Here is a 24,748-nt window from a genome sequence, read left to right as displayed (position 1 = left end):
GGTACCACTTCTACCAATATAAATTATTATAGAAGGCTTCTTTTTTGGCTTCTTGAAGGTTGTCCTTATTTTGTTGAAGATTTGCTATGGAGTTAATAATTGAGATTTCATAAAAACCAAGCATGTCTTCATATACCTGTAGAGGAGTATCGCTATGCATATTTTCTAAGGCTAATAATAGGCCTTTGCATAGGCTTTTTAGCCCCTTAGCATTTACTGACAACTCTTGGTCTTCTGAGCCAGAAAGCATAAATTTAAGAGTATCTACTAAGAACAAGTTGTAAATTTCTGTTGGTGCGTTGTTTTTTACATAATTTAATCTTTCTAAGGCTTCCTTAGGATATCTTTCCCAAGCTTCTGAAGTAAAGTCATGATAGCGTTTTTCAGTTTTTAGAACACGTACCATTTTAATCCCTCCGTGACGATAATATAAGCATCTTCAGTAAAGGTTTACATAATAATTTAATTATATTACTTTTATAGGAATACTGTAATAGGTAATTGAAAATTAGTGAAGAAGTAAGGAGTAAGAGTTAATAGGTAAGAGGTAAGAAGTAAGAGATAAGAGTATGTGGATAGATAATAAAGACTAGGGGATAGTAGTTATGGTCATGATTATAATAACTACTTTTCTCCTAGTCTTTTTATTAATATAATTTATTTGATCTCATTTTTACATTGGTTATTTACTTCAAAATCCTTAAGGTTTTGTAAGGAATACTCTACCATGTTGGATACGGCTTCATCAGTGTAGAAACCAAAGTGTGGGGTAACTAAAACGTTAGGGAATTGAAGAAGTCTTGCAAGGATATCGTCCTTTAAAATAGAGTTAGTGTGGTCGCTATGGAATATTCCTACTTCATTTTCATAAACATCTGTAGCTAGTCCACCTATTTTTCCAGATTTCAAACCTTCAATAACCGCAGCAGCATCCATTAAAGCTCCACGGGCTGTATTTACTATAACCACTCCATCTTTCATCTTTGAGATATTTTCAGCATTAATTAGATGTAAGTTTTCAGAGGTTAGTGGGCAATGCATGGATATTATGTCTGCTTCTGCAAATAATTCATCTAAGGTTCTATATTCTATATATTTTTTTGCTTCTTCATTAGGATATAAATCATAACCTATCATTTTTGCTCCAAAGCCTGAGAAAGCTTTGATGGCAGTTAACCCTATTCTTCCAGTTCCTATAAATCCTATGGTTTTATTTCTAAGCTCGAAACCTATAAGACCTGCTAGTCCAAAATTTTGCACATCTACTCTTCTAATAGCTTGATGAAGGTTACGTGCTATACATAGGGTTGAAGCTACTGCAAATTCAGCAACAGCATTAGGAGAATAAGCAGGAACATTGGAAACCCTTATGTTAAACCTTCTTGCAGCTTCCATGTCTATGTTATTAACCCCTGCTGAACGGGTAGCTAAATAATTTATATTTAATTTAGAAAGTATTTCTAAAGCTTCTGAGGTAGCTCTGCAGTTTCCTAATATGCTAACGGCATCATAGCCTTCAGCTAGATGAGCATTTTCTGGAGCAAAGGATTCTTTTACTAGGGTTACATCATGACCTAACTTCTTTGAATATTTTTCAAAGCTTGATAGCTCATCTGGTCTTACTGCATATGCGATAATTTTCATGGTCAATCCTCCTTGGTGTAAATAAATATATCTAAGATTTAAGTTTAATCTTATTCAAAGTTTAATTTGTAGTCTTCTGAATTTACTAATTTAACTATTTTTGTGAATACATAATTAAATACTAAAGCTAATGCTATAGGTATAATTACAAATATTACAGCTATAAGTATTATGTTAGCTGGGCTCCAACCGCCTTTTGCTAAGTTTAATGCATTTATTGGTCCTATAAGTCCGGATATACCAAAACCAGCGCTCATAGGTGTTCCGTTTATATTAAATATGCCAGCTAATGCTCCCAAAACAGCAGCGTTGAGTACTATAGGCACTATCATTCTTGGCTTCTTAATAAAGTTAGCCATTTGCATCTTAGGTGAGCCTAGGAAGTGAGCTACAGATGTTCCTACAGAGTTGGATCTCCATCCTGCTACTGCAAGTCCAAATCCTGCCGCCACTATACCCAAATTTGCTGCTCCTGAACCTATACCAGATAGAGAAATAGCTGTGGCTACTCCCACTGTAGAAATAGGTGATACTATAAGCAGTGCAAAGGCTATAGCTGTTAATATACCCATTAAAATCGGTTGAAGGGTGGTGAAGTTTTGTATTAAATCACCTATATATTTTGTAATTAGCTTTACATAAGGCAAGGTAGCCAATCCCAATAATCCTGCTACCGAAATAACGATGGTAGGAACTAAAAGTATAGTATAAGCCTTAAGACGATTGCCTAGTAATAATACTAAACCTGTGGCTATGGCAGCAGTTATACCTGCATTGATAACATCACCGGTACCTGCAAAAGTGAAAGCATTCTTTGCTGCAGAGGAAGCCACACCGGATCCGATTACTGTAGCTATACCTATAGAAGAAGTTTGAATAGGAGTAAATTTAAACTGCATAGCTACTGTTACACCAATAACCATTGGAAGCATACGTTGAGCTAAATTTGTAGCGTCTATGATTCCTTGAACCGCAGGAAAGCTTGGGAGCAAAGCCTTTGCTAACTCTCCAAGAAGTGCTCCTGGTACTAAAGCCACTACTATACCGATACTTAGCCCTGCAAGAACTTTATTAAAAAATTCTTTAGCAGAGATTTTCTGTTGTTTTTCTGACATAAAATGTCCTCCTTTGTAAAATGTATCATCTGAAAATTATTACTAGATAATTTTAATTGCTTGTAGAAATTTTGTCAATGTAAATTTCCGATATTTTTGATGATATATAAAAATATGTAGGTTTATTTTAACGATTGTAGCAATTTTGTGGGAAATAATAGCAATATTTTATCAATATATCAAAAGATATAATATATTGTAAAAAATCCATCCTATGGATTTGGGTTAACCTCATGATTAAAATTTTTATAGGCAAGCTTTTTAGCCAATAAAAAGAGAATATCTCAAAGCTCAAGGCCTTGATGATACTCTCCTCTATTCTAAGTTATACTTATTAATAAATTTATTTATAAGCATTATCAATTAACTATAAAATAAAATGTATAGCTATGACGAGATAAGTACTAGTCTAGTTTTATATGGCAATATCCACCAGGATTCTTTTTAAGATATTTTTGATGATATTCTTCGGCCTTATAATAATTCCTTAATTCTTCTATTTCAGTTACTACTTTTTTATCATAATGCTTTTGAATATTTTCTTTGCTTTCTAATATTATTTTTTTATCATTTTTATCTAAGTAATATATTCCTGTTCTGTATTGGCTGCCTACATCTGGACCTTGTCTATTTATGACTGTGGGGTCAATTATGCTCCAATATTCCTCTAATAATTTATCTAAGGGTAATTTATTTTCATCATATCTAACATATACAGCTTCAGCAAAGCCAGTGTTTTCATGACACACCTTTTCATAAGTAGGGTTTTCAATTCTGCCATTAGCGAAGCCTACTTCTGTTTCAAGTACTCCCTGAAGTCTTGATATAAATTCTTCCACGCCCCAAAAGCAACCACCAGCAAGTACAATTTCTTTCATATTTACCACACTCCTTATTATTAATAACCTTTCTTATATACGATTTTAAATCAACTAAGTATAAATTGCTACATAAAAGATTAAGTTCTGATTAGAGAATAGCTAGATAATGAGAGCTAAGCTCCTGAATAAGTTCTTCTTAACTTCAGATGGAGGCGTATTCCTTTTAAGCAAATTCCACCTGAAGCTAAGAATCACTTGTTTTAGAGGGTTCTTTAGAGGATAACTTTTTGCCCTTTTTTAACTTATATTTTGCAGCAATTAATACTAAAAAAGGTAACAGTGCAGTGATAAAAATTTTATAATAGTGGTCAAAGCCTGGCATAAAACGTGTAGATTCTATATCATTATTAAATACTATATAAGAAAGATTAATTATTAGTAAGGCACAAGGGGTAAGGAAAAATTTATAGTCCTTTAAGTTGAAAATTTTAGACAATCCTTTAGATGCGGAAATAAGGCAGATAGTAATTTCCACGAAGCCACATAGAAGAAAAAGTATGGATACTAATATCTGTATCCTTTGAAAAAAATCACCTATGGCTATAAGGGATACCGTAATGTATGTAGGAAAATAATTTATGCTTAAGGCGTAGGCACCCAAAACCAATATATTTGTAAAGGTAATTATTAGTAAAAACAAAGCACCTATTAAGGAGCCCGCTAAATATACCTTAAAATAGGATTTTTTATCCTGAAGCATAGCCATAATGGGCATGAAAATTATTGTTTCTCCAAAAGGAAATGAGTAGGCTGAAACAGCAGCACTTAAAACTGGCTTTATACCACCTTGAAGCACGGGTAGTATATTTTGGATTTTCATATTTTGTACAGATAATAACGGGACAAATATTATCAATAAAAAAACTATTTTGAAAAAAAAGTCTCCCCATCTCCCCAGAATCCTAACTCCATATTTCCCAGCTGCGATACACAGTGTTAATATCATTATAGAAATAACAAGTTCAGGAGTATAAATTAACCCCACTACGTTTATATAAACATTGAAATCAAACAAAACCAAGGCACCTAAATGCAATGAAAACCATATAAAAAACAATGAAACAAAGGCTCCTGTTATTTTGCCAAAGGCTGTAAGACATAATTCATATATATTTTTGCCAGGAAGTAAACTCAGAAGTTTGCTATAAATCCATAATATAGGGATAGTAATTACAAAACCTAGTATTAAAGCCAGCCATGCATCTTTTTTAGCTTCTGCACTTATACCAAAAATCAAATTTCCCGCTATAGTGAATAATACTAGCAAACTTACACCTTGTTTATTTGAAATAGTTTCATTCATAGTTATTCTCCTATATATTTATTAAGTGATGTTTTTAAGTAAAGATTATATTTTAATTATGCTAGTAAATAATTTGTCAATTATATAAGCTATACTCACAATTTTTTTGCCAGAAACCAAGAGGATACTTATGTATAAGGAAACCATCATTATAAGTGAATAGGAAAATATACTTTTAAAAGATTTTTCTTGAGTGGTATAAGCCATTTCTAGGACAAATATAAGTATATAAGAAGCTATTAAAATAATAAGCTTCATGGTTTCATTCCTCCTCTAATGGGATTTATTATAAGCTTAGTACTTCTGATATCTAGATTAACATCTATATTTATCTTTGATTGCAGGTAGGTTTCTTCCCAACCAGATTTTATTTTTTTTATGTAGGAGGGGGTCTTTGCTTCTATTTTGTAATAAAAATCAAATATGTCTGCCTTATATTGATTTTTACTTAAATTAATAATGTTATTTAACTGTTTCTTTAAAGCGTTTTCGCATTGCTTCCTAATATTTTCTTCCTCTTCTTTTTTTGTTAAATCTACATCTATTGTAATTTCATTTAAGTCTATGGAGGACTTTAAGGTTATATTTAACTCTAACTCGCCATTCTTATCTATAGGCTTTATTTGAATTTTAGGATTATATAGTATTATAGTAATATTCCCACCACCATTATCAGAATCATCTATTACCATTACCGCATGTTTTATATCATTTCTAAGAAGCAGAGCAGCTTGAGTTTCTTCAGGTTTAAGATAGCCTATAACTTTTTTTTGCTGAAGGATGGCACTTCCCATAACTTGAAAACCAACTTTTTTTTCTTCATTAATTAAATCTATTAAAGGTATAAGCACTGTAGATTCTTTACTCTTTAAATTATCTACTAATTTGCTCAGTTGAGTCTTAGGATATGTACCAATATGTTTGTTGTTGTTAAGAGCATATGCTATTTCAATGGATCTTATAGTATCAGGATTTTGACCTTTTTCTAGGATTTCTCTTGCGGTGCTCTTATTTGAAACCAAAGTCATTAAATCTCCTCTAATTTCACTTTCTCTATAAAGCCACTCTAATACCTTAGATATATCTTTTTCTACTATTTTTTTGCTTAATATTAAAATGTTGGAGTTGCTCCAAAAGGTTCTCCTCCCGGTTTGGGGTATAAAATTTCTAGTTGCTTCAAGAATACTCTTACCTTTTGCGGAATAAATTTTAGATTGATATTTAGATTGTCTTTCCCCTGTGGAAGGAGAGGCAATTTCCCCCGTAATTATGTATTCATTGGTAAAGTCTTCTTTATCTATGGCAATGCCTATTACTACATCTAATTTTTCTGTTTCTTTATAGTCCCAGCAACCGCTAAAAATAAAAGTAGTGATAAATAATAAAACAATTATAGAAACTGACCTTTTCCATCTCATATTCATTCCTAACCTTTTCCTTTTGTATTGTTTCTTGATCTATCTTTAGTGATTACCTTTGGTCTTAAACGTTGAGTTTTCCATGGAGCTCTCACTAAGGTATCTTTTAATTCTTTAGTGTTAAAGGAATAAGTATACAGCATATAAGGTACTCCAAAAGACTCTAGTGACATGAGATATAAAAATAATGTCATTACTCCAAAAATATAGCCATATAGTCCTAGAAAAGAAGCTAGAAATAGAAATATCAATCTTATAATTATAAAAGCTCCCTTCATTTTAGGAATTAAGAAAGAACTAAGTGCAGTAGAGGCCACTACAATTACCATAGGAGAACTGATTATTCTAGCATTTACCGCGGCTTCACCTAAAATTAGAGCGCCTACAATGCTTATAGTTTGACCTATAGGTTTTTGAATTCGTATTCCGCCTTCTCTCAATAAATCAAAGCCTATAAGCATGACTATAGCTTCTACCACCGTTGGAAGAGGGATACCCCTCCTGGAGGCTGATATACTTAATAATAGTGAAGTGGGAATCAGCTCCTGGTGGAAGGTAACTATACCGGCATAAACAGCAGGTACACTGGTGCCTAAGAAGAATGCTAAGTACCTAAGCAATCTATTAAAGCTTGAATATAAATAGTTATTATAGTAATCTTCAGGAACTTGAAAGTATTCTACGAATAAATATGGCATTGTCAGAACAAAGGGGGTACCATCACAAAATATAGCTACCTTTCCTTCCAGAAGTTTAGCAACCACTATGTCTGGGCTTTCAGTATTTCCAATGGTTTTAAACAAGGAGTAAGGTGAGTCCTTTATAAACTCTTCTATATATTCCGATTCCAATACTCCGTCAATATTAATGGCATTAACCCGTTTTAGCACCTCATTTACGATAGTGTCTTGCGCGATGCCTTCAATATAGGAAATACATATTTGGGTTTTACTCCTTTGACCTACTTCTTTAAAAACTTCTTTAAATTCATGGGTTCTTAATCTTCTTCTTACCATAGTAAGATTTAACATGATGCTCTCGGTGAAACCTTCTCGAGAGCCTCTGACCCCTTTTTCAGATTCGGGTTCTCCCACAGCCCTTGTAGGCCATGCTTTTGTATCTATTATTAAAGCTTCACTAACCCCTTCTACTAAAAGTAAGCTATCACCATAGCATATGGAAGAGATCATTTCATTAACATCGGAAGATTTCTCTACAGCTCCTGCAATTACTACCTGATTTGTGAATGTATTTAACATGTTTTGGGGGTTTAAACTTTCTCTAAAGGAAGATTTCATTAAGGGTAAAATAATATGTTCGTTGACTACTTCCTTATCTATCATGCCGTCGGTATAAATGAGGCAAAATTTTACATTAGGATTTCTCTGGTTCTGAAATTCCCTATAAATCACTGTATCATTTTTAGAAAATAATTGCTTAAACATATTAATATTGTCATTTATAGTATTGGACAATTTTAAATTAGCTGACATATTTGTATTATTTGAGTTTAACAAGGTCACACCTCCTTGCTTTTAAATTAGTATTTACAGTTTTTTCTATTATATTCTTAAAGTTAAATTATTTTTTATCTCATAGCTAACTGCGACCCTAATACCCCCACTTCTTTAAGTGATGGGATAAGGGGCGTTAGGCTCCGGATAAGTTCTTCTAAGCTTTAGCTGGAGTAAGTATTCCTTTTAAGCAAACGAAATCTGAAGCTAAGAATCACTTGATAATTACAAAAGTGTAAGATAACTAGAGGGTTTGTAAGGGAAATATCATGGTTAAGCAGTACAGTATCTCTTATAATAAGGTTGTAAGGTAAATTTAATATAATTATTTCTAGGGAGGAAAAAGTTATGAGAAACTTAATGAATATATTAGAAGCTGTATATGTATGCATAGGATTAATATTTTTTTCAAAGGAGATTATGGATATATCAGAAAAGAAAGGTATTAATCTAGAGAACTGCGGAGTATTATTAAGCTAAAATTATAATAACATACTAAGTGTAAAAGGTGGTTTAGTTATGCATAAAAAATGAGGCTGTGAGAAAGATTAGTGAATATCTTTTCCACAGCCTATTATTATATGCAATTAAAGTTAGTTTATCCGATAGCTAATCTCTCCTGGATAAATTCTTCTAAGCTTCAAATGGAGACGTATTTCTTTTAAGCAAACTCCACCTGAAGCTAAAAATCACTTGATGTAGATATTATTTTGATTGTTTTATTAGTTCCTTTACTACAGTAAGAACATAATCCTGACAGTTATCCCCAGAAGTTTTATCATATTCTTCATTATGAACTTCACTATTAGATAGAATTCTTATACCTAAGAAAGGGACATCATAAGCTTTTGAAACTTGAGCTGCAGAAGCTGTTTCCATTTCTTCTGTAGATGTACCATATTTGGTATTAAGCCATTTTATCCTATCTAATTCTCTATTCCACTCATCGGCTGAACCTATAACCCCTTCCACAATCTTACCGGATTTATAAGTATCTTTAACGGAGTTAGCTATTTTTATAAGCTCTTCATTACCTTGGAACTCTTTATATTCCTTAATTTCTCCTTTGGTATTTACTTCTATTGTCATAGGTATCCAGTTTTCAGGCTTAATGCCTTTTCCCAAATCTCCATGCTCTGATCTAAATGCTCCAAAGTTTACTGATTTTTTTCCTATAACTATATCTAATTTATGTAGTGAGGGATCATGGCCGCCAGAAGTACCTTGATTTATTATGGCTCTAGGATTAAATTTTTCAATAGCTAATGTAGTTGCTGCGGCAGCATTAGTCATACCTATTTCAGTTTTAGAAACCACTACAGGATAGTCATCAATTTTACCTTTCCAAAAAGTCCAACCACCATAGCTGATTTTTTCCGAATCCTTTAGCTCAGATACTAATTTTTGAGTTTCCGCATCCATGGCACCTTGAATAATAATAGGCTTTTTACCGGGAGTATTTTGAGAAGCATTAGTTGAAGAATTCTGATTATTAGAAACTGCACAACCTGATGCCATTAATGCTATTAATGCTGTTAGGGTTATAGATAGTATAGTTTTTTTCATATGTAATATCTCCTTTAAGATATATTAATAGTTTATGCTAGCAATAAGCTTATAATGCGAACAATACTTTAGGTTTAACTGTAATAGTTCGTATAACAGTGTTAATTATATATTATATAATCATTAAAAGCAAATAAAAATATAATAACTTTATAAAATTGCGAACATTTTATACAATGATAAATATTTATATGTATTTATTTTAAAAAGTATTAGCTTAGAATAAATAGTTTAAAAGCACCATAAAAAGTAGGGTATATAAGAATATTCTTTCTTATATACCCTACTTTTTATCTGATAGCTAACCGCCCCTAATACCCCGCTTCTTTAAGTGGTGGCATAAGGGGCGCTAAGCTCCTGGATAAGTTCTTCTAAGCTTCAGATGGAGGCGTATTTCTTTTAAGCAAACTCCACCTGAAGCTAAGAATCACTTGATAATTTACTTTGAATTATATCTTTAACCTTAAGTGGAAGTAAATCCAACTCTTCTTTTGAAAGATTCTCAGTTTCTACCATAGGATGGATGTACATTTCTACTAATCCAGGCTTTATTTTATTTCCGTTCTGCTCCATTAGCTTATAAGAGCCTTTAATAGTAATGGGAACTATGGGAACCTTTGCTTTTGTAGCAAGCTTAAAGCTGCCGGCTTTGAACTCCCCTAAAGTATCACCTTTACTTCTAGTGCCTTCAGGAAAAATAACCATAGAATAACCGCTTTTTAAAATCCTAATGCCTTCAGCAATAGCCTCAGCAGATTTTCTTAGGCTACTCCTATCCATAAACACACAATTCATAAATTCCATCCAGGTTCTAAGGATAGGAATTTTTTTCATTTCAATTTTTGAAATATAGCCCTTAGGCTTATCTATATAACTCATTAATAGAGCAATATCAAAATTCCCTTGATGATTGCTCATAAAAAGCACTGTTCTATCTTTTGGTAGGTTTTCCTCTCCATAAACCTTAATATTTGCGCCGCTCATCTTAACTTGAGACATAGCCCATTGAGATGTGATTTTATGTACGTATTCATCTCTTTCAGCTAGTTTCCCTTCGGCCTCTAAGGACCTAACATTGTGTATTTTAGTTGATGTAGCTATTAAAGTCGTGGCAAAGTGGGTATACCAAGCAATTGTTCTTAACATATTAAACCTCCAGTAATCATGAGATATGGTTAAATTATAGTACAAATAAATAACTTATTAAAGTGTAACATTAAATAAAATTTCCATTATTTCTCTTAAAGGTATTTACAAAGTCATATAAATGTTGTATAGTTAGTTATATAAGTAATGAACTATATAACCAATGAACGTAGCTGAATATAATTAGTTTATGGAGGTGAAATGAGTGCTAGACCTAAGTTCAGAGAAATCCATATATATACAAATAGCTGAGAACATCGAAAATGATATACTCAATGGGAACTTAAAGGAAGGGGATCAAGCTCCTTCTACCAATCAGTTTGCCAAGGTATATCAGATAAATCCTGCCACTGCAGGAAAAGGACTGAATATTTTAGTAGAGGATGGAATACTTTTCAAAAAGAGAGGTTTAGGTATGTTTGTTTCAGAGGGGGCCCGAAGAAAAATATTAAAGAAAAGACAAGATAGTTTTTTAAAAGATGCCATACCAGAGCTTTTAAAAGAAGCGGTAAGGCTCGAGCTTACAAAGGATGATGTAATTAAAATTATTGAAGAATATAAGGGGGGAGAATAATGATGAATTCTGCAATACAGTGCAAGGGTCTAACAAAATCCTACAGAAAAACAGAAGCTGTTAAAGATATTGATTTAACCATACATGAAAATAAAATATATGGTTTGCTTGGAAGAAATGGGGCTGGAAAGACCACTCTTTTAAATCTAATATGCAGTGAAATTATTAGAGATAGCGGTGAAGTTAAGATATATGGGGAAGAGGTGTTTGAGAATTCTAATGCATTAGAAAATATTTGCCTTGTAAAGGAAAAGGGATTCTCTACAGAAGATAAAAAAGCAGAAGAGATTTTTGCTATAGCCTCTATACTATATAAAAACTGGGATGAAGAATACAAAAATTCTTTAGTTAAAGAATTTAATCTAAATACTAAAAAGAAATATAAAAATTTATCTAGAGGAACTCAGTCTATTGTAGGGCTTATTATAGGTCTTGCATCTAGAGCGAGGATTACTATCTTTGATGAGCCATCTTTAGGCTTAGATGCAGCTGCCAGAGAAAAATTTTACAACCTGCTTTTACAGGATTATGAGATAAATCCTAGAACTATAATCATATCCACTCATTTAATTGACGAAGTAAGCAATATGTTTGAAGAAGTACTAATATTAAATAAGGGTGAAGTGATGGTACAGGAAGATGTGGTAAGTTTATTAGAAAAAGCTAGGTTTATAAGCGGTAAAGAAGAAGTTATTATGCCTCTTATTAGTGGTAAGAAGATAATCCATAAGGAAAGCTTTGGAGCTACTTCAATCATAGGGGTATGGGGAAAGTTTAATGATAAGGAACTGCAAATTTTAAGAGAAAATAATCTTGAGATAAGTCCTATGCCTTTACAAAAATTATTTATATATTTAACAGAAGAATGTTAAGTTAGGAGGGATAATCATGGAAGCTTTAAAAAGACAAGTAAAATATCAAGTTTATGATAGTAAAAAGCCCTTTATTATATTCTGGATTATAATACTGCTGGTGAATATAGGATTTTATGCATTAAATTTATATTTTGACGCATCTTTTGGGATGCAATCTAATGAAGCTGCTTTTAGTATGGGTTTATATATAAATGATACCAAGGTAAATGTAGCTGCAGGAAATATAATTTCCATTGCCATATTCTTTATAGTTTATAACATGATGATGTATTATGAAAGTTTTCCTATAGCTATAGGTTTCAGCTCTTCTAGAAAAGATTTTTATATTGGGGCAGTAATTCATAACTTCATCCTGGCTTTGTCTATGTCAGTAATACAAGGAATATTAATGAAGTTAGATGGAAAAATAATAACTCTTATAGGGAAACAGCCTCTTTATGATCAACTGATGTTTAATCTTAAAGATGACAATATATTATATATAATATTAATGCTTACTATAATGTTTATGGTTTTATCTTCATTTTTTAATCTGCTAGGTGCTGCCATTTATAAATTTAGAAATAAAATATGGATAGCTGTCTTTGTATTGCCTATAACTATATTGAATTTAAAAGTTGTAACAAGCATATTTAAAACCTTAGGAGATTTCTTCTTCAGTAAAAATAATTTATTAATATATGCAGTTAAACAGCTTTCCTTAGCCTTAATACTTTATGCATTAGCTTGGATTATAGTTAGAAGGTTAAGCGTTAGAAATTCTAAATAATAAAGAAATATGTTAAAATGTAAAGACTGTCTTATGAAAATTAATAAGACAGTCTTTTAAATTTTATAGTATAATAAATCATAACAATATTTGGGAACAATAGTTATAATGTAAAATTGTACGATGCCTTACATTAAAATAGTTATAGTATCAGGAGGAGAAGAACTATGGAAAAGTATCAATTTGTTTTTAATGATAAAAATTATGAGCTTACTTTAGAAAATTTGGAAGCCGTTATTAATGATGAAGAAAGTCCAGTACAGGGAATTAATGCTTCAAACATATTAGAGTTATTAAATGAAAATAGTGAAGTAAGCTTTGACGCGGAATACTATGAAGAGTCTTGTGAAAACTGCAAAACAGGAGTGGCAGAAAAAGCAAAGTACTTTGAATTTTTAGAGTTTCATTTTTACATATTCACTAAAGATAGTAACTATGTGATGAGCACTTTATCAAAAGCTTATGAAGATACATCTTATAATAGGTTGTTAAAACAAGGGAAAGTAGATAAAAGCTATATAGCAAGCGTAATAGTATGCAAGCATTGCAGCGATTACTCTATAGAAATTGAACAGTGTGAGATATAGAAGATTTTTGTAATTAGAATGGATAATAGCATACTATTATCAGTTTAGTATTATGATTCTTATACACTTTTAATAATTATATACAAACAATAAAAATGTGGAGGTACATAGGTAACCTCCACATTTTTTATAGTATTTTGTCACTTGTCACGTGACTGGCACCATCTCTATTTTTACCAGCTGCCGGAGGATCCGCCGCCTCCGGAAGAGCCTCCACCGAAACCACCAAAACCTCCTCCTGAGGAGTTGTCGCCGAAGCCACCACCGCCTCTACCGCCTCCACGACCGCCCCAAAAGGATTGCCAAAAGAAAATATTTAATAAGGTTCTGATGACTCTGCCACGATTTAGTAGAACGTCTAAGGCTAGTAAAGTTATGAATATATAGCCTATTACAGGATTCCCTTTAGTTTTTTGCGAAGAGGGCATAGAGACTTTCATGTTCTTATCTAAAGTAACATTATATTCTTTTGCTATGCTGTCTGCAAAAATGGAATAGGCTTTTTTAATACCTTCGCTATAATTACCTTCTTGAAAAGAAGGCGTAGCTACATCTTCCATTACTCTAGAGGAAAAGGTATCTGTTACTGCACCTTCTAATCCTCTTCCTACTTCTACTTTCCATTTTCTATCCTTCACAGCTATCAATATTAAAAGACCATTGTCTTTACCCTTTTGTCCTATTCCCCAGGTTCTAAATAATGTATTAGCATAAGATTCTGGATCGTTTCTTTGAAAAGAATCCATAACCACTACCACTGCTTGGGCTGTAGTTTTATCTTCTAATTCCTTTCCTACAGAAACTAGATATTCTACCGTAGGTTTATCTAGTACCTGAGAATAATCGTTGACATACTTAAGGTTAGTAGGCTGTGGGATAGCTATTTCTGCCTTTACTGCAGTAAAGCTGAGTAATAACACTAGAATTAAGAATATCACTGATAATTTAAGCTTATCTTTATTCTTACTATTAAATATATTCATAGGTTATTTAGTAAAATCTACTTTAGGAACCTCTTTGGCTCCTTCAGCAGCCTTATAGTAAGGCTTTTCATTAAAATTGAATATCCCTGCTATAATGGAGGATGGAAATTTTCTAACTCTAGTGTTATATGCATCCACTGCAGTATTATAATCTTGTCTTGATATAGCAATTCTATTCTCTGTACCTTCTAGGTTTACTGTTAAATCTTTAAAGTTTTGGCTGGATTTTAATTCAGGATATCTCTCCACCACCACTAGCAACCTAGATAGGGCTGAGGAAAGCTCCGCATCTGCATTAGCAGTATCCTTTATATTTTGTGCACCAGCAAGCTTTGCTCTAGCATTGGCTATGTCTGTAAATATTTCTTTCTCTTGGGCAGCATAGCCTTTCACGGTTTCTACCAGGTTGGGTATTAAATCGGAACGTCTCTGAAGCTGTGTATCTATGTTGGATTCTGCTTTTTTTACCTTTTGATCTAAGGAAACCAAGCCATTGTAACTTCCCACTATAGGAAATATTATAATAGCAATTATGACTGCTACAATTAATATGTTTTTAAGTGTTTTATTCATAATAATCCTCCTGACATTAGTTTTATATAATATAGATAATTGAATGATAATATTTTTATAAAATGTATATATTTAATGATATAATCAATATATTAATAGTTTATACAATTGTAGTTACAATAATGTTAATTTATAAGGAAAATATAAATATTCATTAAAAAAGGGGGTTGAGAGGTTTTTATAAATTATTTGCAGAATAAATGAATAATTAAAAGTGTATTAAAGGCAGGTGTTCATGTGAATATATTAATTGCTGAGGATGAAAGGGATATAAGAAACTTAGTAAATCTTCATTTATCTAAGGATGGTTACAAAATATTTGAGGCAGAAAATGGCTTGGAGGCAATAAATATTTTTGAAAAAAATAATATTGATCTTGCGGTATTAGATGTAATGATGCCCATAATGGATGGTATTAATGTTTTAAGAAAAATTAGAGAAAGTAGCACTATACCAGTGATATTTTTGACGGCAAGGGGAGAAGAAAGCGATAAGATTTTAGGGCTAGGACTAGGTGCCGATGATTATATAGTTAAACCTTTTAGCCCTTTAGAATTAAGCGCCAGGGTTCAGGCACATCTTAGAAGATATTATAAATATACAGCTGAAAAACCCATAAGAGAAGTTATTATAGGAGATATAACCATTAATAAAGAAAGCTACACAGTATACAAAAAGAATAATAAAGTGGACCTAAATGCTAAAGAATATAGGATTTTAGAACTGTTAATGGACAATCCGGGAAGGGTGTTTACTAAAAAGCAAATTTATGAAGAGGTTTGGGGAGAACCTTTTTATGGAGACGAAAATACTATAATGGTACATATAAGCCACTTAAGAGACAAAATAGAGGAGGATCCTAAAGTCCCTAAATATTTAAAGACTATACGAGGAATAGGATATAAGGTTGAAAATGTGGTTAAGTAGAAATAAAAGAAAGAAAAATAATAAGACTCTAGCCAATATACTTTTAAGAAACTATGTATTTTCATATTTTATTATAACCCTTCTGCTTTTTGTTATTGTTATATTTACATTAGTTGGTATTTTTAGCTTTTATTTTAATATTAATAGATTTGATATTAATAATGCTAAAGTGTTAATAAAGGATGATTATAAAGAAATAAACACTGGTGAAATAGAGGCTTTAGGTGGGTACATGGAAATAGTAGACAGCAATCATAATGTTATCTACAGAAAAGGCTATAATCCCAATGCTAAGGATAAGTATTCCTTAGACAGCTATAACCTACTTTTAGGAGCAGAAAATGAAGATAATATTGATTTAACTTTAAAAAGTACTAGAAATAAAAAACTTAGTTTATCTGACAGAAATTTCAGGTATGTATATAGTAGTGCTTATAATAAAAATAAAGATTTTTTAGTGGTTACAGGAGTGCCTAGGGAAAACCTAGTGAAGGCATTTTTGAGAGAAAGAAAGGTAAATCCAAAAGGTTTTATAATAAGTATATTGGTATTAGATTTTGGAATAATCGCTATTGTATTTTTATTTTTATCAAGGATAACTTCTAGGCACTTTATTAAGCCTCTAGAGTTGCTTAGGGAAGGTGCCAAATCCTTATCAGATGGAGATTATTCCGCTCGAATAAATATTAAATCTGAAAATGAGTTTGGTGAGCTGAGAGATACCTTTAATACCATGGCAGAAAAAATTGAAATGGAAAAAAGTCTGAAAGAAAAAGCTGAGCTTAACAGAAAAAAGCTAATGCTGGATATTTCTCATGATTTAAGAAATCCATTATCTAGTATTTTGGGTTATTCAGAATTCATATTAAAGGATCCGGAGCTTACTAGGGAAGAAATAGATAAGTATCTAGAAACTATAAAGCATAACAGCTATAGAGCAAATATGCTTATAGAAGATCTTTTTGCATTTTCAAAATTGGAAAGCAGCGAGTTTAAATTAAATTTAAAGAGTATGGATATCTGTGAGTTTTTAAGAGAATTAATAGCGAGTTTTATACCACAATTCGAAGATAAAGATATAGATTATACCTTTGAAATACCAGAAGAAAGAGTGTTTTTACTATTTGATAGTAAAAACTTAGATAGGAGTATAAGTAATCTTATAATAAATGCTATTAAATATAATCCTCCTAAAACTAAAGTATACATAAAAGCTGAAGTTTTAAAAGGTAATTTTGAGATAATTATAGAAGATAACGGTATAGGAATACCTAGGGAAATTCAAAAGGATATTTTTAATCCCTTTGTTAGGACTGATGAGTCAAGAAATTCTGAAAAAGGTGGAACAGGTCTTGGGCTAGCTATTGCAAGAACAATTGTTGAAAAGCATAGTGGAAAAATAGAGTTATATAGTGAAGAAAATAAAGGGTGTAAGTTTATTATAAAGTTACCTATTTAGATTCAAGATATAAACTGTATTAAGGAAAAAATATTTCCTTAATACAGTTTTTTTCTATAAAACTACATTACATCAGTTATTATTTATAAAGTTATTAAGTTAGTTAATATTTTTTAGTTAATTAATAAACATAAATTTTTAATTCAATTTATGTTTTATTTAAGTTTACTTTAAGATATAGGTAAGTGTGAGTTAAGATTGGAGTTATAATATTAACACATGCCTTAAAGGTGACGAATTTGTCACTTCTCATGCGAAGGATACTATTTTAGGAGGATAGATTATGATAAAGATTGAAAATGTAAGTAGATTTTATAAGGTTGGAAATGAGAAACTTACCGTTTTAGATGATGTTAGTTTAACTATAGAAAAAGGTGAGTTCGTTGCTATTGTAGGACCATCAGGTTCAGGAAAGTCCACTCTTATGAATATGATAGGAGGATTAGATAAACCTTCAAAGGGAGCTGTAATCATTGAAGGTGAAGATGTTAGCAAGCTTAAGGATAAGAAGATGTCTAAATTTAGAAATGAAAAAATAGGGTTTGTATTTCAATCCTTTAATTTAGAGGCTAGCCTTACCGCATTGGAAAATGTTATGATGCCTCTTATGATAGCTGGTAAGCCTGATCGAGAAATGAAGGATAGAGCCAGCTCAATGCTTCAGTCTTTGGGTATGGGCGATAGAATGAAACATAAGCCTACAGAACTTTCCGGAGGGCAAAGACAGAGGGTTAGTATAGCTAGAGCTTTGGTTAATAATCCCAAGATAATTCTAGCAGACGAACCCACGGGAAATCTGGATTCTAAATCAGGAAAGGCAGTTATGGAGATACTTACTGATTTCAAAAATCAAGGGTATACCATAGTTATGGTAACTCATAATAACCAAGAAGCACAATATGCTGATAGAGTTATACGAATCAAGGATGGCAAGGTGGAGGAATAATAATGAAATTTAAAAATTATACTAAAACAGCATTTAAAAATTTAAGAAGAAGAAAAATGAGAACCTTCCTTACTTCTTTTGCAGTTTCTATAGGAACTATGCTTATAATCCTTATGGTAAGTCTTGGAGTGGGTGTGCAAAAGCTAGTTATAGATACAATAAAAGCTGAAACCCCTGGAAATAGTATTATGGTAAGTCCTTATAAGTTTGAAGAAAGTGGAATAAAGGTAGAATCTGATAGGGAAGAAGATTCTGAGGCATTAAAGCCAAAGTTTACTATTTTAGATGAGAAGGCTATTGATAAAATTAAAAACATTAAATCTGTAGAAGAGGTAGTTGTTTCTACTCCCATACATAATATAGATTTAGAGCTTATGGGAAAAAATAAAAAGAAGGCTTCAGCAGTAAGCTTTGATTTAAATAACTCAATATTTAGCAAAGCTCAAGTAGAAAGTTTAAGAATAAAAGAAAAGAAAAAAGACCTAGAGCCTATTACTTACGGCAATATCATTACAAACGCAGATAAAAATTCAGTATTAATAGGGGAAAAGTTATTAAAGAAGTTAGGTATTGATGACTACAAAACTGTTATTGGACAAGATTTAATAATTAAAACTGAGCTTCCTGAAGCTCCTGGAATACCTAAAGTTGAACCATTTACTATGAAGCTTAAAGTAGCTGGGGTGGTAGGTGAAAAGTTTCCAAATAGCGATAAGGTAATTATGTCTATAGAGGAAGCTAAAGATTTACTTGCCTATGCAAATATGAATAAAAATTATTATGCAGAAAAAGGTCCAAGCAATGTAGAGGTAACAGCGAAAAATATTTCTGATGTGTCTCAAGTTTCTGACGAAATTTCTAAAATGGGTTATGGAGTTACCAGCATACAATCTATAATCAAAGGTATAAAATCTGCATTTGCCATAGCTCAAGGGGTGCTGGCAGTGGTAGGTATCATAATAATATTTGTTGCTTCTATAGGTGTAATTAATACTATGACTATGTCTATTTATGAAAGAACAAGATCCATAGGTATTATGAAAGCATTAGGATCTTCTAGAAGTGATATAAGAAGAATGTTTATTACAGAATCTGCAGCCATTGGATTTATAGGAGGAATACTTGGGTTATTCTTTAGCATTTTAAATACAGAAATTATTAAGTTAGCTTTAGATGCTTTCTTAAAATCTAAAGGTGTGAAGGAGGTTCCTAATATTTTCTCTACTCCTGTTTGGTTAGTATTTGGAACTATAGGTTTTGCCATATTAATTTCCGTACTGGCAGGTTTATATCCAGCTAATAAAGCCTCTAAGCTCGACCCTGTAGAGTCTTTAAGATATGAATAAAGGGAATTTCATATAAATAATCCAGTGAGATATGTGCAGCATGTGGATATCTCACTGGATTTTTTTATTTATTGTGGACTATTTTTATCAAGAGTATAGATAAATTTATAAAAAATTCTATTTAGGTACTATACAAAGGAGTATTCTTCTCTTGCTTCATGAAAGGCTTTAATATTAAGGTCTAAGGTTTTTGGAGGAACAAATTCCTTTATAACCTCTAGCCAAGTTTCTTCTTTAAAGGGAAGATGCTTTGAAAGAGCCCCTATAAGATAAATATTAGAAACCTTTATATTGCCTAAAGCCTTAGACTTTTCCTTTGCTTTTACAGAAATTACTTCTAGCCCTTTTTCAGAAATGGTTTTTGCTATGGCTTCAGGATATTCTTCCTTTTCTAATAGTACTCTATTGGGATAGACTATGTCTTCACTTATGATTACCTTTCCTTTTGGAGAAAGCATATAACACCATCTTAATGCTTCTAGCTGCTCCATGGCCAGTAGTATATCTGCTTCTCCTTGGGGGATGGATGAGGAATATACCTTGTCTCCAAATCTTACACTGCCATATACCATACCACCTCTTTGAGACAAGCCGATAACATCACTGGTTTTAATATCATAACCTTCTCTAAAAGCTGCTTCAGCAATTATTCCAGTAGCTAAAACCAAGCCTTGTCCGCCTACACCGCTTATTAAAATATTTGTGATACCCATTTTTATACCCCCTTATTCTTCACCGGTGCTTCTTTTAATTGCCCCCACAGGACAAACCTGAGAACAAACAGAGCAACCTACGCACATATCAGGATCTATATAAGAATTCTTTTTAGTTTTTCCTTCATAAAGCTTCATGGATATTGGAGGACAATTAGTTTGTATACAGCTTCTGCAGCCGATACAAGTTTTTTCGTCCACGTAAAAATGAGGTTCTTTGATTTTAAAGTTTAAAGCGCAAGGTCTTGTAGCTACGATAACAGATAATCCATCTCTCTTCATGGCTTCAGTTATAGCTTCTTTGGTTTCCTTATATTTAAATTGATCAACCACGGTTATATCTTTTATGCCAAAGGACTCTATAACCTCATGAACACTAACACCGTGATTTTCGTATTCTTTAAAATATTTGCTAGTAGTAGGAGTTACTTGTCCACCCGTCATGGCAGTAGTTCTGTTATCCATAACTATCACAGTAATATTTTCCTTGCAAGATGCCAGTTGTAAGAATCCTGTCATGCCTGAATGGAAGAAGGTACCGTCTCCAATGGTGGCTACAATAGGTTTTTTATTTCCAGACATGCTTTGAGCCTTGGCCACACCTAGAGCCATTCCTAAAGAAGCCCCCATACTGATATTGGTTTTGTGCACTTCAAAGGGCTCTAATATACCCAGGGAATAGCAGCCTATATCTCCGATAACCGTAGCTTTAATCTTCTTTAAGATATGGAATATAGGTCTATGAGGACAACCTGCGCACAGCATAGGAGTTCTAGGCACAGAAGTATCTGAGGTGGGGTCTTTGTACTCAAAGTCCATAACTCCAGCTTCTTTCAGGCCTTTTCTTATTATTTCTATAGAAAGCTCTCCTGTAAAGGGAAAATACTTTTTGCCTTCTACTTTAATATTATTTGCCTTAAGTTCTTCTTCTATAAAACCTAAGGTCTCTTCTAAAATAATAACCTTTTCATATTGTGAACTTAAACTTTTAATATAATCTAAAGGAAGAGGCCAAACCATGGCTAATTTTAAAATATCTACAGGTGCATTTATTTCTTTTAAATTTTCATAACACATGCTGCTGGTTATTACTAAAACTGAAGAATTATTACTTTCCAATTTATTATTCTCATAGCTGTTATTATAAGCCTGTAATTTCTCTATTCTTTCTTTCATAAAATGTTGAGCAGCATTGGCATAAGGAGGAAGCATACAATATCTTGATTGATCAGGCTCAAAGCCTGATATAGGATATTCTTTTCTTTCCCCTAGCTCCACCACTCCTCTGCAGTGACATAACCTGCTGGTAAGCCTTATGAGTACTGGGGTATTAAAATCTTCGCTGATTTTTAAACCCTCTATGACATAATCTTTAACTTCCTGTGGGGTAGAGGGGTCAAGCACTGGGATATTGGCATATTTCCCCCAAAATCTACTATCTTGTTCATTTTGAGAAGAAGATAAACCAGGATCATCTCCCACCACTAAAAGAAATCCGCCTTTTGTCCTTACTTGAGTGAAGGTCATAAAGGGGTCAGATGCTATATTTATTCCAACATGCTTCATAGAAACTATGGATCTAGCTCCGGAGATACTTCCCCCTATGGCTATTTCCATGGCTACTTTTTCATTAGTTCCCCATTCAGCATATATATCCTTGTAGCTTTTCATACTTTCTAGAATAGATACTGTAGGTGAGCCAGGATAGCTAGAAGCTATAGTACCTCCTGCTTCCCAAAAGCCTCTACTAACGGCTTCATTACCTGTAATTACTACTCTTTCCAAATTGGCACCTCCTAATTATAGGTTTCATAATATTAAGAATATTATATCATTGTTTTTAGACAAAATCACAAACTATTATGAGTTAATAATCTTAATTATTTAGATAAATATTTATTATATTAACAAAATTTTAGTGTATAATCTATACAAAGAGGTGTTTAACATGGCTAGAAAAAATACGAGAAATAATAAATTACTATTTAACTCTAAGGATATAACCTCTCCTAAGGTTTATGCCTTATTGGTTAATTTGGTGAATGAAGATAGAGAAGATTTAGCTGAGCAGGTGTTAAAGGTAGATTATCTGCTTCAGTATGCTACCACCTGCATAAAGGGAAAAGATTATATAGAGGCTAGGGAAACTTTAGAAAAGGCTATATCTAGAATAGATATAGTAAAACAAGAAGGGTTTAATACGGAATATCTTGATTATCTTTATGAAGGTATATCAAAAAAGATTAAATAAAATACCCCTACTTTTTATCACATGTAAATGCGCTGAAAAGTAGGGGCTTTATGTTTTCTATATTACAAATTTAAATGAATTTAATAATGAATAATTATTATTTATAAGTCCTTGGAAAATAATTTCTTTGTTAGCTATATTAAATAAGTCTGTGGGTCTCATAAGTTCAGGAGATTTGTCAAAGTGGCATATTTTACTTTTTTCTAATAATTCTGATACGAATTGAGTACAGAAATAGTGCCTTCTTCGCTTTAGAGGAATGTTAAACAATACACCAAATAATCCTATAAAATTATATTTATACTTATATTTATTTTTTTCAAATTTCTTTAAAGCTTGTCTTAAGTTAAAGTATTGTTCTTCAGTAATTCTAACTTTATAAATAAGGCATTCGCATTGTGGAAACTTTTTATATACTCCTTCATATAGACTTTCCTTAACAAAGCCACCAGAGAAAGGATTATCAGGGTTGGTTCTTCCGAAGGAATACATTTCAGTGAAGGTGCTGTCAAAACTTAAAGAAGTGTGAATATATTTTGTATCAGAAAAAACATTAATGACTTGAGAAAGCCAAGTACCTGTTTTTGAAAAAATCAGGTATATATATTTATAGTTCATTTTTATATACAACTCCTAAAATTATTATTGAAGTTTTACTTATATTTTAAGTATAAAATATTAACCTTAAGAGAAGCTGAAGAAAATATTATTTTTACCTTAAGATTATAAGTCTTAATTTTGTAGATATATAATAACTTTATATGTGTTAATGAAAAATGTAAAGAAAAAGTTAATATATTTAATAGATATTATAAATTGCTATTAAAATTCACAATATTTTTAATAATTAAATAAATATTTAATTTATTATATAATAATAAATATTGACAACTTGTACTTAATGTGATATTATAAAGACAAATATAAGAAAGCTTTCTTATCATAAAGTGTTTGTAAAATCTTTAAACCATAGTACATGCATATGCATATTAAATAAGTTTAGTAAACCGTTTTTCCAGTAATTTAATGATCACTGCCGTAGCAGTGGGTGAGAAGCCAATTTAGAGATTACTAATAAAAAGTGAAAAGTAGGTTTACAATGGGTAGGCTAATTATTGTTAGACTTTGCACTAGAATTTAAAAAATACAGTTTAAGGAGAAAGACATTGCAAGAGACACTTAACATGAATAGGAGCTAGAATACTTAATTCTATTGGAATTATGATATTTTAGCTCTTATTTATTTTGTTAGAAAAAAGAATGCATTATTGAAAGTGTTTAAACGTTTTAATATATAATGAATATACAAAATAAATGAGAGTAGCACCCTTAGTGCTACTCTCATTTATTTTATATATTTAAAGAGGGAAAATGAAAAAAACTTATTTATTGATACTGCTATCTTTAGCTAGAAGCTCTAATAAAGATTTGTTCGATAATATTATAAGATAAGGAATAACACTTCCTAAAAATAAAGCTCCATAAGCAGGCATTACTTCTATAATTATCAGCATAAATAAGAAAATAATTATATTAATTAAGGTATATTTGAATTTTACTATACTTAAAGTAAAGGAAGCTTTTATTAAATCCATTGTTTTCATTTGAAAACGTGAAAGTATAATAAATGCATAAGGATAGGCAATAAATATAAGAAATATGCCTACATAAAAAAATGGTGTCATTATACTCAAAAATTGAAAATTAGATGCAAGTCTAACATTTAGGGTAAAACCTATAAATACTAAGAGAAATAAAGTATTAGCACAAATAGATTGTAGAAAATTCTCTTTATAAGCTTTCATAAAATCTTTAAATATGGATATATCCTTATCCCTATGTAACCTTCCCATAGTGTAAAATATTGCAGTTAATGAAGGACCTAAAGTTAATAGGGTAAGTAAAAATATTGTAGGATACGTCTTAAAACCTGAACGAACGTACAGGATTAGTGTAATGCAAAATGGAAGATTAAATAATACCATAAGCAAATTACCTATGAAAAACCAGTATATATAATTAAAAACGTTCATTATCTTTTCTGAATTTAAAATTTTTCCCATGTACATCACCATAATATATATTTGAAAATAATTTTACAGTAAAAGCATTAAGGTATCAATTTTTATATGAAAGAAAATCAATGAATATGTAATTT

At 31.6% G+C, this 24,748-nt stretch carries 26 protein-coding genes; 10 read left to right on the top strand and 16 right to left on the bottom strand.

Annotation, left to right across the window (positions count from 1 at the left end; all coding sequences use genetic code 11):
* Positions 1 to 10: 10 nt before the first annotated feature.
* From BUA82_RS06155 to BUA82_RS06120, 8 genes are all read right to left on the bottom strand, one after another.
* The gene (locus BUA82_RS06155; RefSeq protein ID WP_073005695.1) at positions 11 to 406 is read right to left on the bottom strand and encodes a hypothetical protein; all 396 of its coding nucleotides are present in this window, start codon (positions 404 to 406) and stop codon (positions 11 to 13) included.
* A 251-nt stretch (positions 407 to 657) separates the two neighbouring features.
* Complete coding sequence (locus BUA82_RS06150; protein ID WP_073005693.1) at positions 658 to 1,644, bottom strand: D-isomer specific 2-hydroxyacid dehydrogenase family protein; 987 nt, start codon at positions 1,642 to 1,644, stop codon at positions 658 to 660.
* 50 nt (positions 1,645 to 1,694) lie between these two features.
* Positions 1,695 to 2,759 (bottom strand): PTS sugar transporter subunit IIC, encoded by a 1,065-nt coding sequence (locus BUA82_RS06145; RefSeq protein WP_073005691.1) that lies wholly within the window; start codon positions 2,757 to 2,759, stop codon positions 1,695 to 1,697.
* 404 nt (positions 2,760 to 3,163) lie between these two features.
* Positions 3,164 to 3,637: a peptide-methionine (S)-S-oxide reductase MsrA gene (gene msrA / locus BUA82_RS06140; RefSeq protein WP_073005689.1), complete on the bottom strand. Its 474-nt coding sequence runs from the start codon at positions 3,635 to 3,637 to the stop codon at positions 3,164 to 3,166.
* A gap of 187 nt (positions 3,638 to 3,824) precedes the next feature.
* Positions 3,825 to 4,943, bottom strand: coding sequence for a GerAB/ArcD/ProY family transporter (locus BUA82_RS06135; RefSeq protein ID WP_073005686.1), 1,119 nt, complete (start codon positions 4,941 to 4,943; stop codon positions 3,825 to 3,827).
* 45 nt (positions 4,944 to 4,988) lie between these two features.
* Entirely contained in the window at positions 4,989 to 5,201 is a 213-nt protein-coding gene (locus tag BUA82_RS06130; protein ID WP_073005685.1) for a hypothetical protein, read from the bottom strand.
* Positions 5,198 to 6,367 (bottom strand): Ger(x)C family spore germination protein, encoded by a 1,170-nt coding sequence (locus tag BUA82_RS06125; protein ID WP_073005683.1) that lies wholly within the window; start codon positions 6,365 to 6,367, stop codon positions 5,198 to 5,200. Before BUA82_RS06125 ends, BUA82_RS06130 begins: the two co-directional genes overlap by 4 nt.
* A gap of 2 nt (positions 6,368 to 6,369) precedes the next feature.
* Entirely contained in the window at positions 6,370 to 7,878 is a 1,509-nt protein-coding gene (locus tag BUA82_RS06120) for a spore germination protein (protein WP_143148584.1), read from the bottom strand.
* Positions 7,879 to 8,223: 345 nt separating this feature from the next.
* Here BUA82_RS06120 and BUA82_RS21100 point away from each other — a divergent pair, with 345 nt between their 5' ends.
* Complete coding sequence (locus BUA82_RS21100) at positions 8,224 to 8,355, top strand: hypothetical protein (RefSeq protein ID WP_278321563.1); 132 nt, start codon at positions 8,224 to 8,226, stop codon at positions 8,353 to 8,355.
* A gap of 225 nt (positions 8,356 to 8,580) precedes the next feature.
* On the opposite strand, the gene BUA82_RS06115 is transcribed toward BUA82_RS21100, so the two are convergent.
* Entirely contained in the window at positions 8,581 to 9,441 is an 861-nt protein-coding gene (locus tag BUA82_RS06115; protein WP_073005682.1) for a 5'-methylthioadenosine/S-adenosylhomocysteine nucleosidase, read from the bottom strand.
* Between the two features lie 420 nt (positions 9,442 to 9,861).
* Positions 9,862 to 10,587 (bottom strand): lysophospholipid acyltransferase family protein, encoded by a 726-nt coding sequence (locus tag BUA82_RS06110; RefSeq protein ID WP_073005681.1) that lies wholly within the window; start codon positions 10,585 to 10,587, stop codon positions 9,862 to 9,864.
* Between the two features lie 205 nt (positions 10,588 to 10,792).
* Between BUA82_RS06110 and BUA82_RS06105 the strand changes: the two genes are divergently transcribed.
* The 4 genes from BUA82_RS06105 (at position 10,793) to BUA82_RS06090 (ending at position 13,392) form a co-directional block, all read left to right on the top strand.
* Positions 10,793 to 11,161 carry a GntR family transcriptional regulator gene (locus tag BUA82_RS06105; protein WP_073005680.1) on the top strand — a complete coding sequence of 123 codons (369 nt, stop codon included), beginning with the start codon at positions 10,793 to 10,795 and terminating at the stop codon, positions 11,159 to 11,161.
* A complete protein-coding gene (locus BUA82_RS06100) occupies positions 11,161 to 12,033 on the top strand; it encodes an ABC transporter ATP-binding protein (RefSeq protein ID WP_207650280.1) in 873 nt (290 codons plus the stop codon). The genes BUA82_RS06105 and BUA82_RS06100 overlap by 1 nt, the downstream gene beginning before the upstream one ends.
* 16 nt (positions 12,034 to 12,049) lie before the next feature.
* Complete coding sequence (locus BUA82_RS06095) at positions 12,050 to 12,805, top strand: hypothetical protein (protein ID WP_073005679.1); 756 nt, start codon at positions 12,050 to 12,052, stop codon at positions 12,803 to 12,805.
* A gap of 167 nt (positions 12,806 to 12,972) precedes the next feature.
* Positions 12,973 to 13,392, top strand: coding sequence for a DUF3785 family protein (locus BUA82_RS06090; protein WP_073005678.1), 420 nt, complete (start codon positions 12,973 to 12,975; stop codon positions 13,390 to 13,392).
* A 173-nt stretch (positions 13,393 to 13,565) separates the two neighbouring features.
* Here BUA82_RS06090 and BUA82_RS06085 read toward each other — a convergent pair whose 3' ends face one another.
* Together BUA82_RS06085 and BUA82_RS06080 are read right to left on the bottom strand one after the other, a co-directional pair.
* The gene (locus BUA82_RS06085; protein WP_073005677.1) at positions 13,566 to 14,375 is read right to left on the bottom strand and encodes a TPM domain-containing protein; all 810 of its coding nucleotides are present in this window, start codon (positions 14,373 to 14,375) and stop codon (positions 13,566 to 13,568) included.
* 3 nt (positions 14,376 to 14,378) lie between these two features.
* A complete protein-coding gene (locus BUA82_RS06080; RefSeq protein ID WP_073005676.1) occupies positions 14,379 to 14,948 on the bottom strand; it encodes a LemA family protein in 570 nt (189 codons plus the stop codon).
* A 237-nt stretch (positions 14,949 to 15,185) separates the two neighbouring features.
* Between BUA82_RS06080 and BUA82_RS06075 the strand changes: the two genes are divergently transcribed.
* The 4 genes from BUA82_RS06075 to BUA82_RS06060 all read left to right on the top strand — a co-directional run bounded on the left by BUA82_RS06075 (position 15,186) and on the right by BUA82_RS06060 (position 19,626).
* Positions 15,186 to 15,875 (top strand): response regulator transcription factor, encoded by a 690-nt coding sequence (locus tag BUA82_RS06075; protein ID WP_073005675.1) that lies wholly within the window; start codon positions 15,186 to 15,188, stop codon positions 15,873 to 15,875.
* Complete coding sequence (locus BUA82_RS06070; protein ID WP_073005674.1) at positions 15,862 to 17,334, top strand: sensor histidine kinase; 1,473 nt, start codon at positions 15,862 to 15,864, stop codon at positions 17,332 to 17,334. Before BUA82_RS06075 ends, BUA82_RS06070 begins: the two co-directional genes overlap by 14 nt.
* 283 nt (positions 17,335 to 17,617) lie before the next feature.
* The gene (locus tag BUA82_RS06065; protein ID WP_073005673.1) at positions 17,618 to 18,280 is read left to right on the top strand and encodes an ABC transporter ATP-binding protein; all 663 of its coding nucleotides are present in this window, start codon (positions 17,618 to 17,620) and stop codon (positions 18,278 to 18,280) included.
* Between the two features lie 2 nt (positions 18,281 to 18,282).
* The gene (locus BUA82_RS06060; protein WP_073005671.1) at positions 18,283 to 19,626 is read left to right on the top strand and encodes an ABC transporter permease; all 1,344 of its coding nucleotides are present in this window, start codon (positions 18,283 to 18,285) and stop codon (positions 19,624 to 19,626) included.
* 128 nt (positions 19,627 to 19,754) lie between these two features.
* Here the strand turns inward: BUA82_RS06060 and BUA82_RS06055 are convergent, their stop codons facing one another.
* Positions 19,755 to 20,339, bottom strand: a complete 585-nt coding sequence (locus BUA82_RS06055) for an indolepyruvate oxidoreductase subunit beta (RefSeq protein ID WP_073005669.1) — start codon at positions 20,337 to 20,339, stop codon at positions 19,755 to 19,757.
* Between the two features lie 12 nt (positions 20,340 to 20,351).
* On the bottom strand, positions 20,352 to 22,124 hold the full coding sequence (locus BUA82_RS06050; protein WP_073005667.1) for a thiamine pyrophosphate-dependent enzyme: 1,773 nt from the start codon (positions 22,122 to 22,124) through the stop codon (positions 20,352 to 20,354).
* A 163-nt stretch (positions 22,125 to 22,287) separates the two neighbouring features.
* Here BUA82_RS06050 and BUA82_RS06045 point away from each other — a divergent pair, with 163 nt between their 5' ends.
* Entirely contained in the window at positions 22,288 to 22,590 is a 303-nt protein-coding gene (locus BUA82_RS06045; RefSeq protein ID WP_073005665.1) for a hypothetical protein, read from the top strand.
* 57 nt (positions 22,591 to 22,647) lie between these two features.
* On the opposite strand, the gene BUA82_RS06040 is transcribed toward BUA82_RS06045, so the two are convergent.
* Together BUA82_RS06040 and BUA82_RS06035 are read right to left on the bottom strand one after the other, a co-directional pair.
* Complete coding sequence (locus BUA82_RS06040; RefSeq protein ID WP_073005663.1) at positions 22,648 to 23,208, bottom strand: hypothetical protein; 561 nt, start codon at positions 23,206 to 23,208, stop codon at positions 22,648 to 22,650.
* 764 nt (positions 23,209 to 23,972) lie between these two features.
* Positions 23,973 to 24,653: a DUF624 domain-containing protein gene (locus tag BUA82_RS06035; RefSeq protein ID WP_073005661.1), complete on the bottom strand. Its 681-nt coding sequence runs from the start codon at positions 24,651 to 24,653 to the stop codon at positions 23,973 to 23,975.
* Between the last annotated feature and the right edge of the window lie 95 nt (positions 24,654 to 24,748).

This window comes from Clostridium amylolyticum (assembly GCF_900142075.1).
Taxonomy (GTDB): Bacteria; Bacillota; Clostridia; order Clostridiales; family Clostridiaceae; genus Clostridium_AA; species Clostridium_AA amylolyticum.
This window is presented reverse-complemented; position numbering and strand designations above follow the sequence as displayed.

Bases quoted from the DNA above. Each gene is read 5' to 3' on its own strand.
- BUA82_RS06080 (WP_073005676.1), bottom strand. From the start codon at position 14,948: ATGAATAAAACACTTAAAAACATATTAATTGTAGCAGTCATAATTGCT.
- BUA82_RS06095 (WP_073005679.1), top strand. From the start codon at position 12,050: ATGGAAGCTTTAAAAAGACAAGTAAAATATCAAGTTTATGATAGTAAA.
- msrA (WP_073005689.1), bottom strand. From the start codon at position 3,637: ATGAAAGAAATTGTACTTGCTGGTGGTTGCTTTTGGGGCGTGGAAGAA.
- BUA82_RS06110 (WP_073005681.1), bottom strand. From the start codon at position 10,587: ATGTTAAGAACAATTGCTTGGTATACCCACTTTGCCACGACTTTAATA.
- BUA82_RS06060 (WP_073005671.1), top strand. From the start codon at position 18,283: ATGAAATTTAAAAATTATACTAAAACAGCATTTAAAAATTTAAGAAGA.
- BUA82_RS06070 (WP_073005674.1), top strand. From the start codon at position 15,862: ATGTGGTTAAGTAGAAATAAAAGAAAGAAAAATAATAAGACTCTAGCC.
- BUA82_RS06065 (WP_073005673.1), top strand. From the start codon at position 17,618: ATGATAAAGATTGAAAATGTAAGTAGATTTTATAAGGTTGGAAATGAG.
- BUA82_RS21100 (WP_278321563.1), top strand. From the start codon at position 8,224: ATGAGAAACTTAATGAATATATTAGAAGCTGTATATGTATGCATAGGA.
- BUA82_RS06155 (WP_073005695.1), bottom strand. From the start codon at position 406: ATGGTACGTGTTCTAAAAACTGAAAAACGCTATCATGACTTTACTTCA.
- BUA82_RS06085 (WP_073005677.1), bottom strand. From the start codon at position 14,375: ATGAATATATTTAATAGTAAGAATAAAGATAAGCTTAAATTATCAGTG.
- BUA82_RS06150 (WP_073005693.1), bottom strand. From the start codon at position 1,644: ATGAAAATTATCGCATATGCAGTAAGACCAGATGAGCTATCAAGCTTT.
- BUA82_RS06035 (WP_073005661.1), bottom strand. From the start codon at position 24,653: ATGGGAAAAATTTTAAATTCAGAAAAGATAATGAACGTTTTTAATTAT.
- BUA82_RS06130 (WP_073005685.1), bottom strand. From the start codon at position 5,201: ATGAAGCTTATTATTTTAATAGCTTCTTATATACTTATATTTGTCCTA.
- BUA82_RS06045 (WP_073005665.1), top strand. From the start codon at position 22,288: ATGGCTAGAAAAAATACGAGAAATAATAAATTACTATTTAACTCTAAG.
- BUA82_RS06090 (WP_073005678.1), top strand. From the start codon at position 12,973: ATGGAAAAGTATCAATTTGTTTTTAATGATAAAAATTATGAGCTTACT.
- BUA82_RS06125 (WP_073005683.1), bottom strand. From the start codon at position 6,367: ATGAATATGAGATGGAAAAGGTCAGTTTCTATAATTGTTTTATTATTT.
- BUA82_RS06100 (WP_207650280.1), top strand. From the start codon at position 11,161: ATGATGAATTCTGCAATACAGTGCAAGGGTCTAACAAAATCCTACAGA.
- BUA82_RS06135 (WP_073005686.1), bottom strand. From the start codon at position 4,943: ATGAATGAAACTATTTCAAATAAACAAGGTGTAAGTTTGCTAGTATTA.
- BUA82_RS06040 (WP_073005663.1), bottom strand. From the start codon at position 23,208: ATGAACTATAAATATATATACCTGATTTTTTCAAAAACAGGTACTTGG.
- BUA82_RS06115 (WP_073005682.1), bottom strand. From the start codon at position 9,441: ATGAAAAAAACTATACTATCTATAACCCTAACAGCATTAATAGCATTA.
- BUA82_RS06145 (WP_073005691.1), bottom strand. From the start codon at position 2,759: ATGTCAGAAAAACAACAGAAAATCTCTGCTAAAGAATTTTTTAATAAA.
- BUA82_RS06055 (WP_073005669.1), bottom strand. From the start codon at position 20,339: ATGGGTATCACAAATATTTTAATAAGCGGTGTAGGCGGACAAGGCTTG.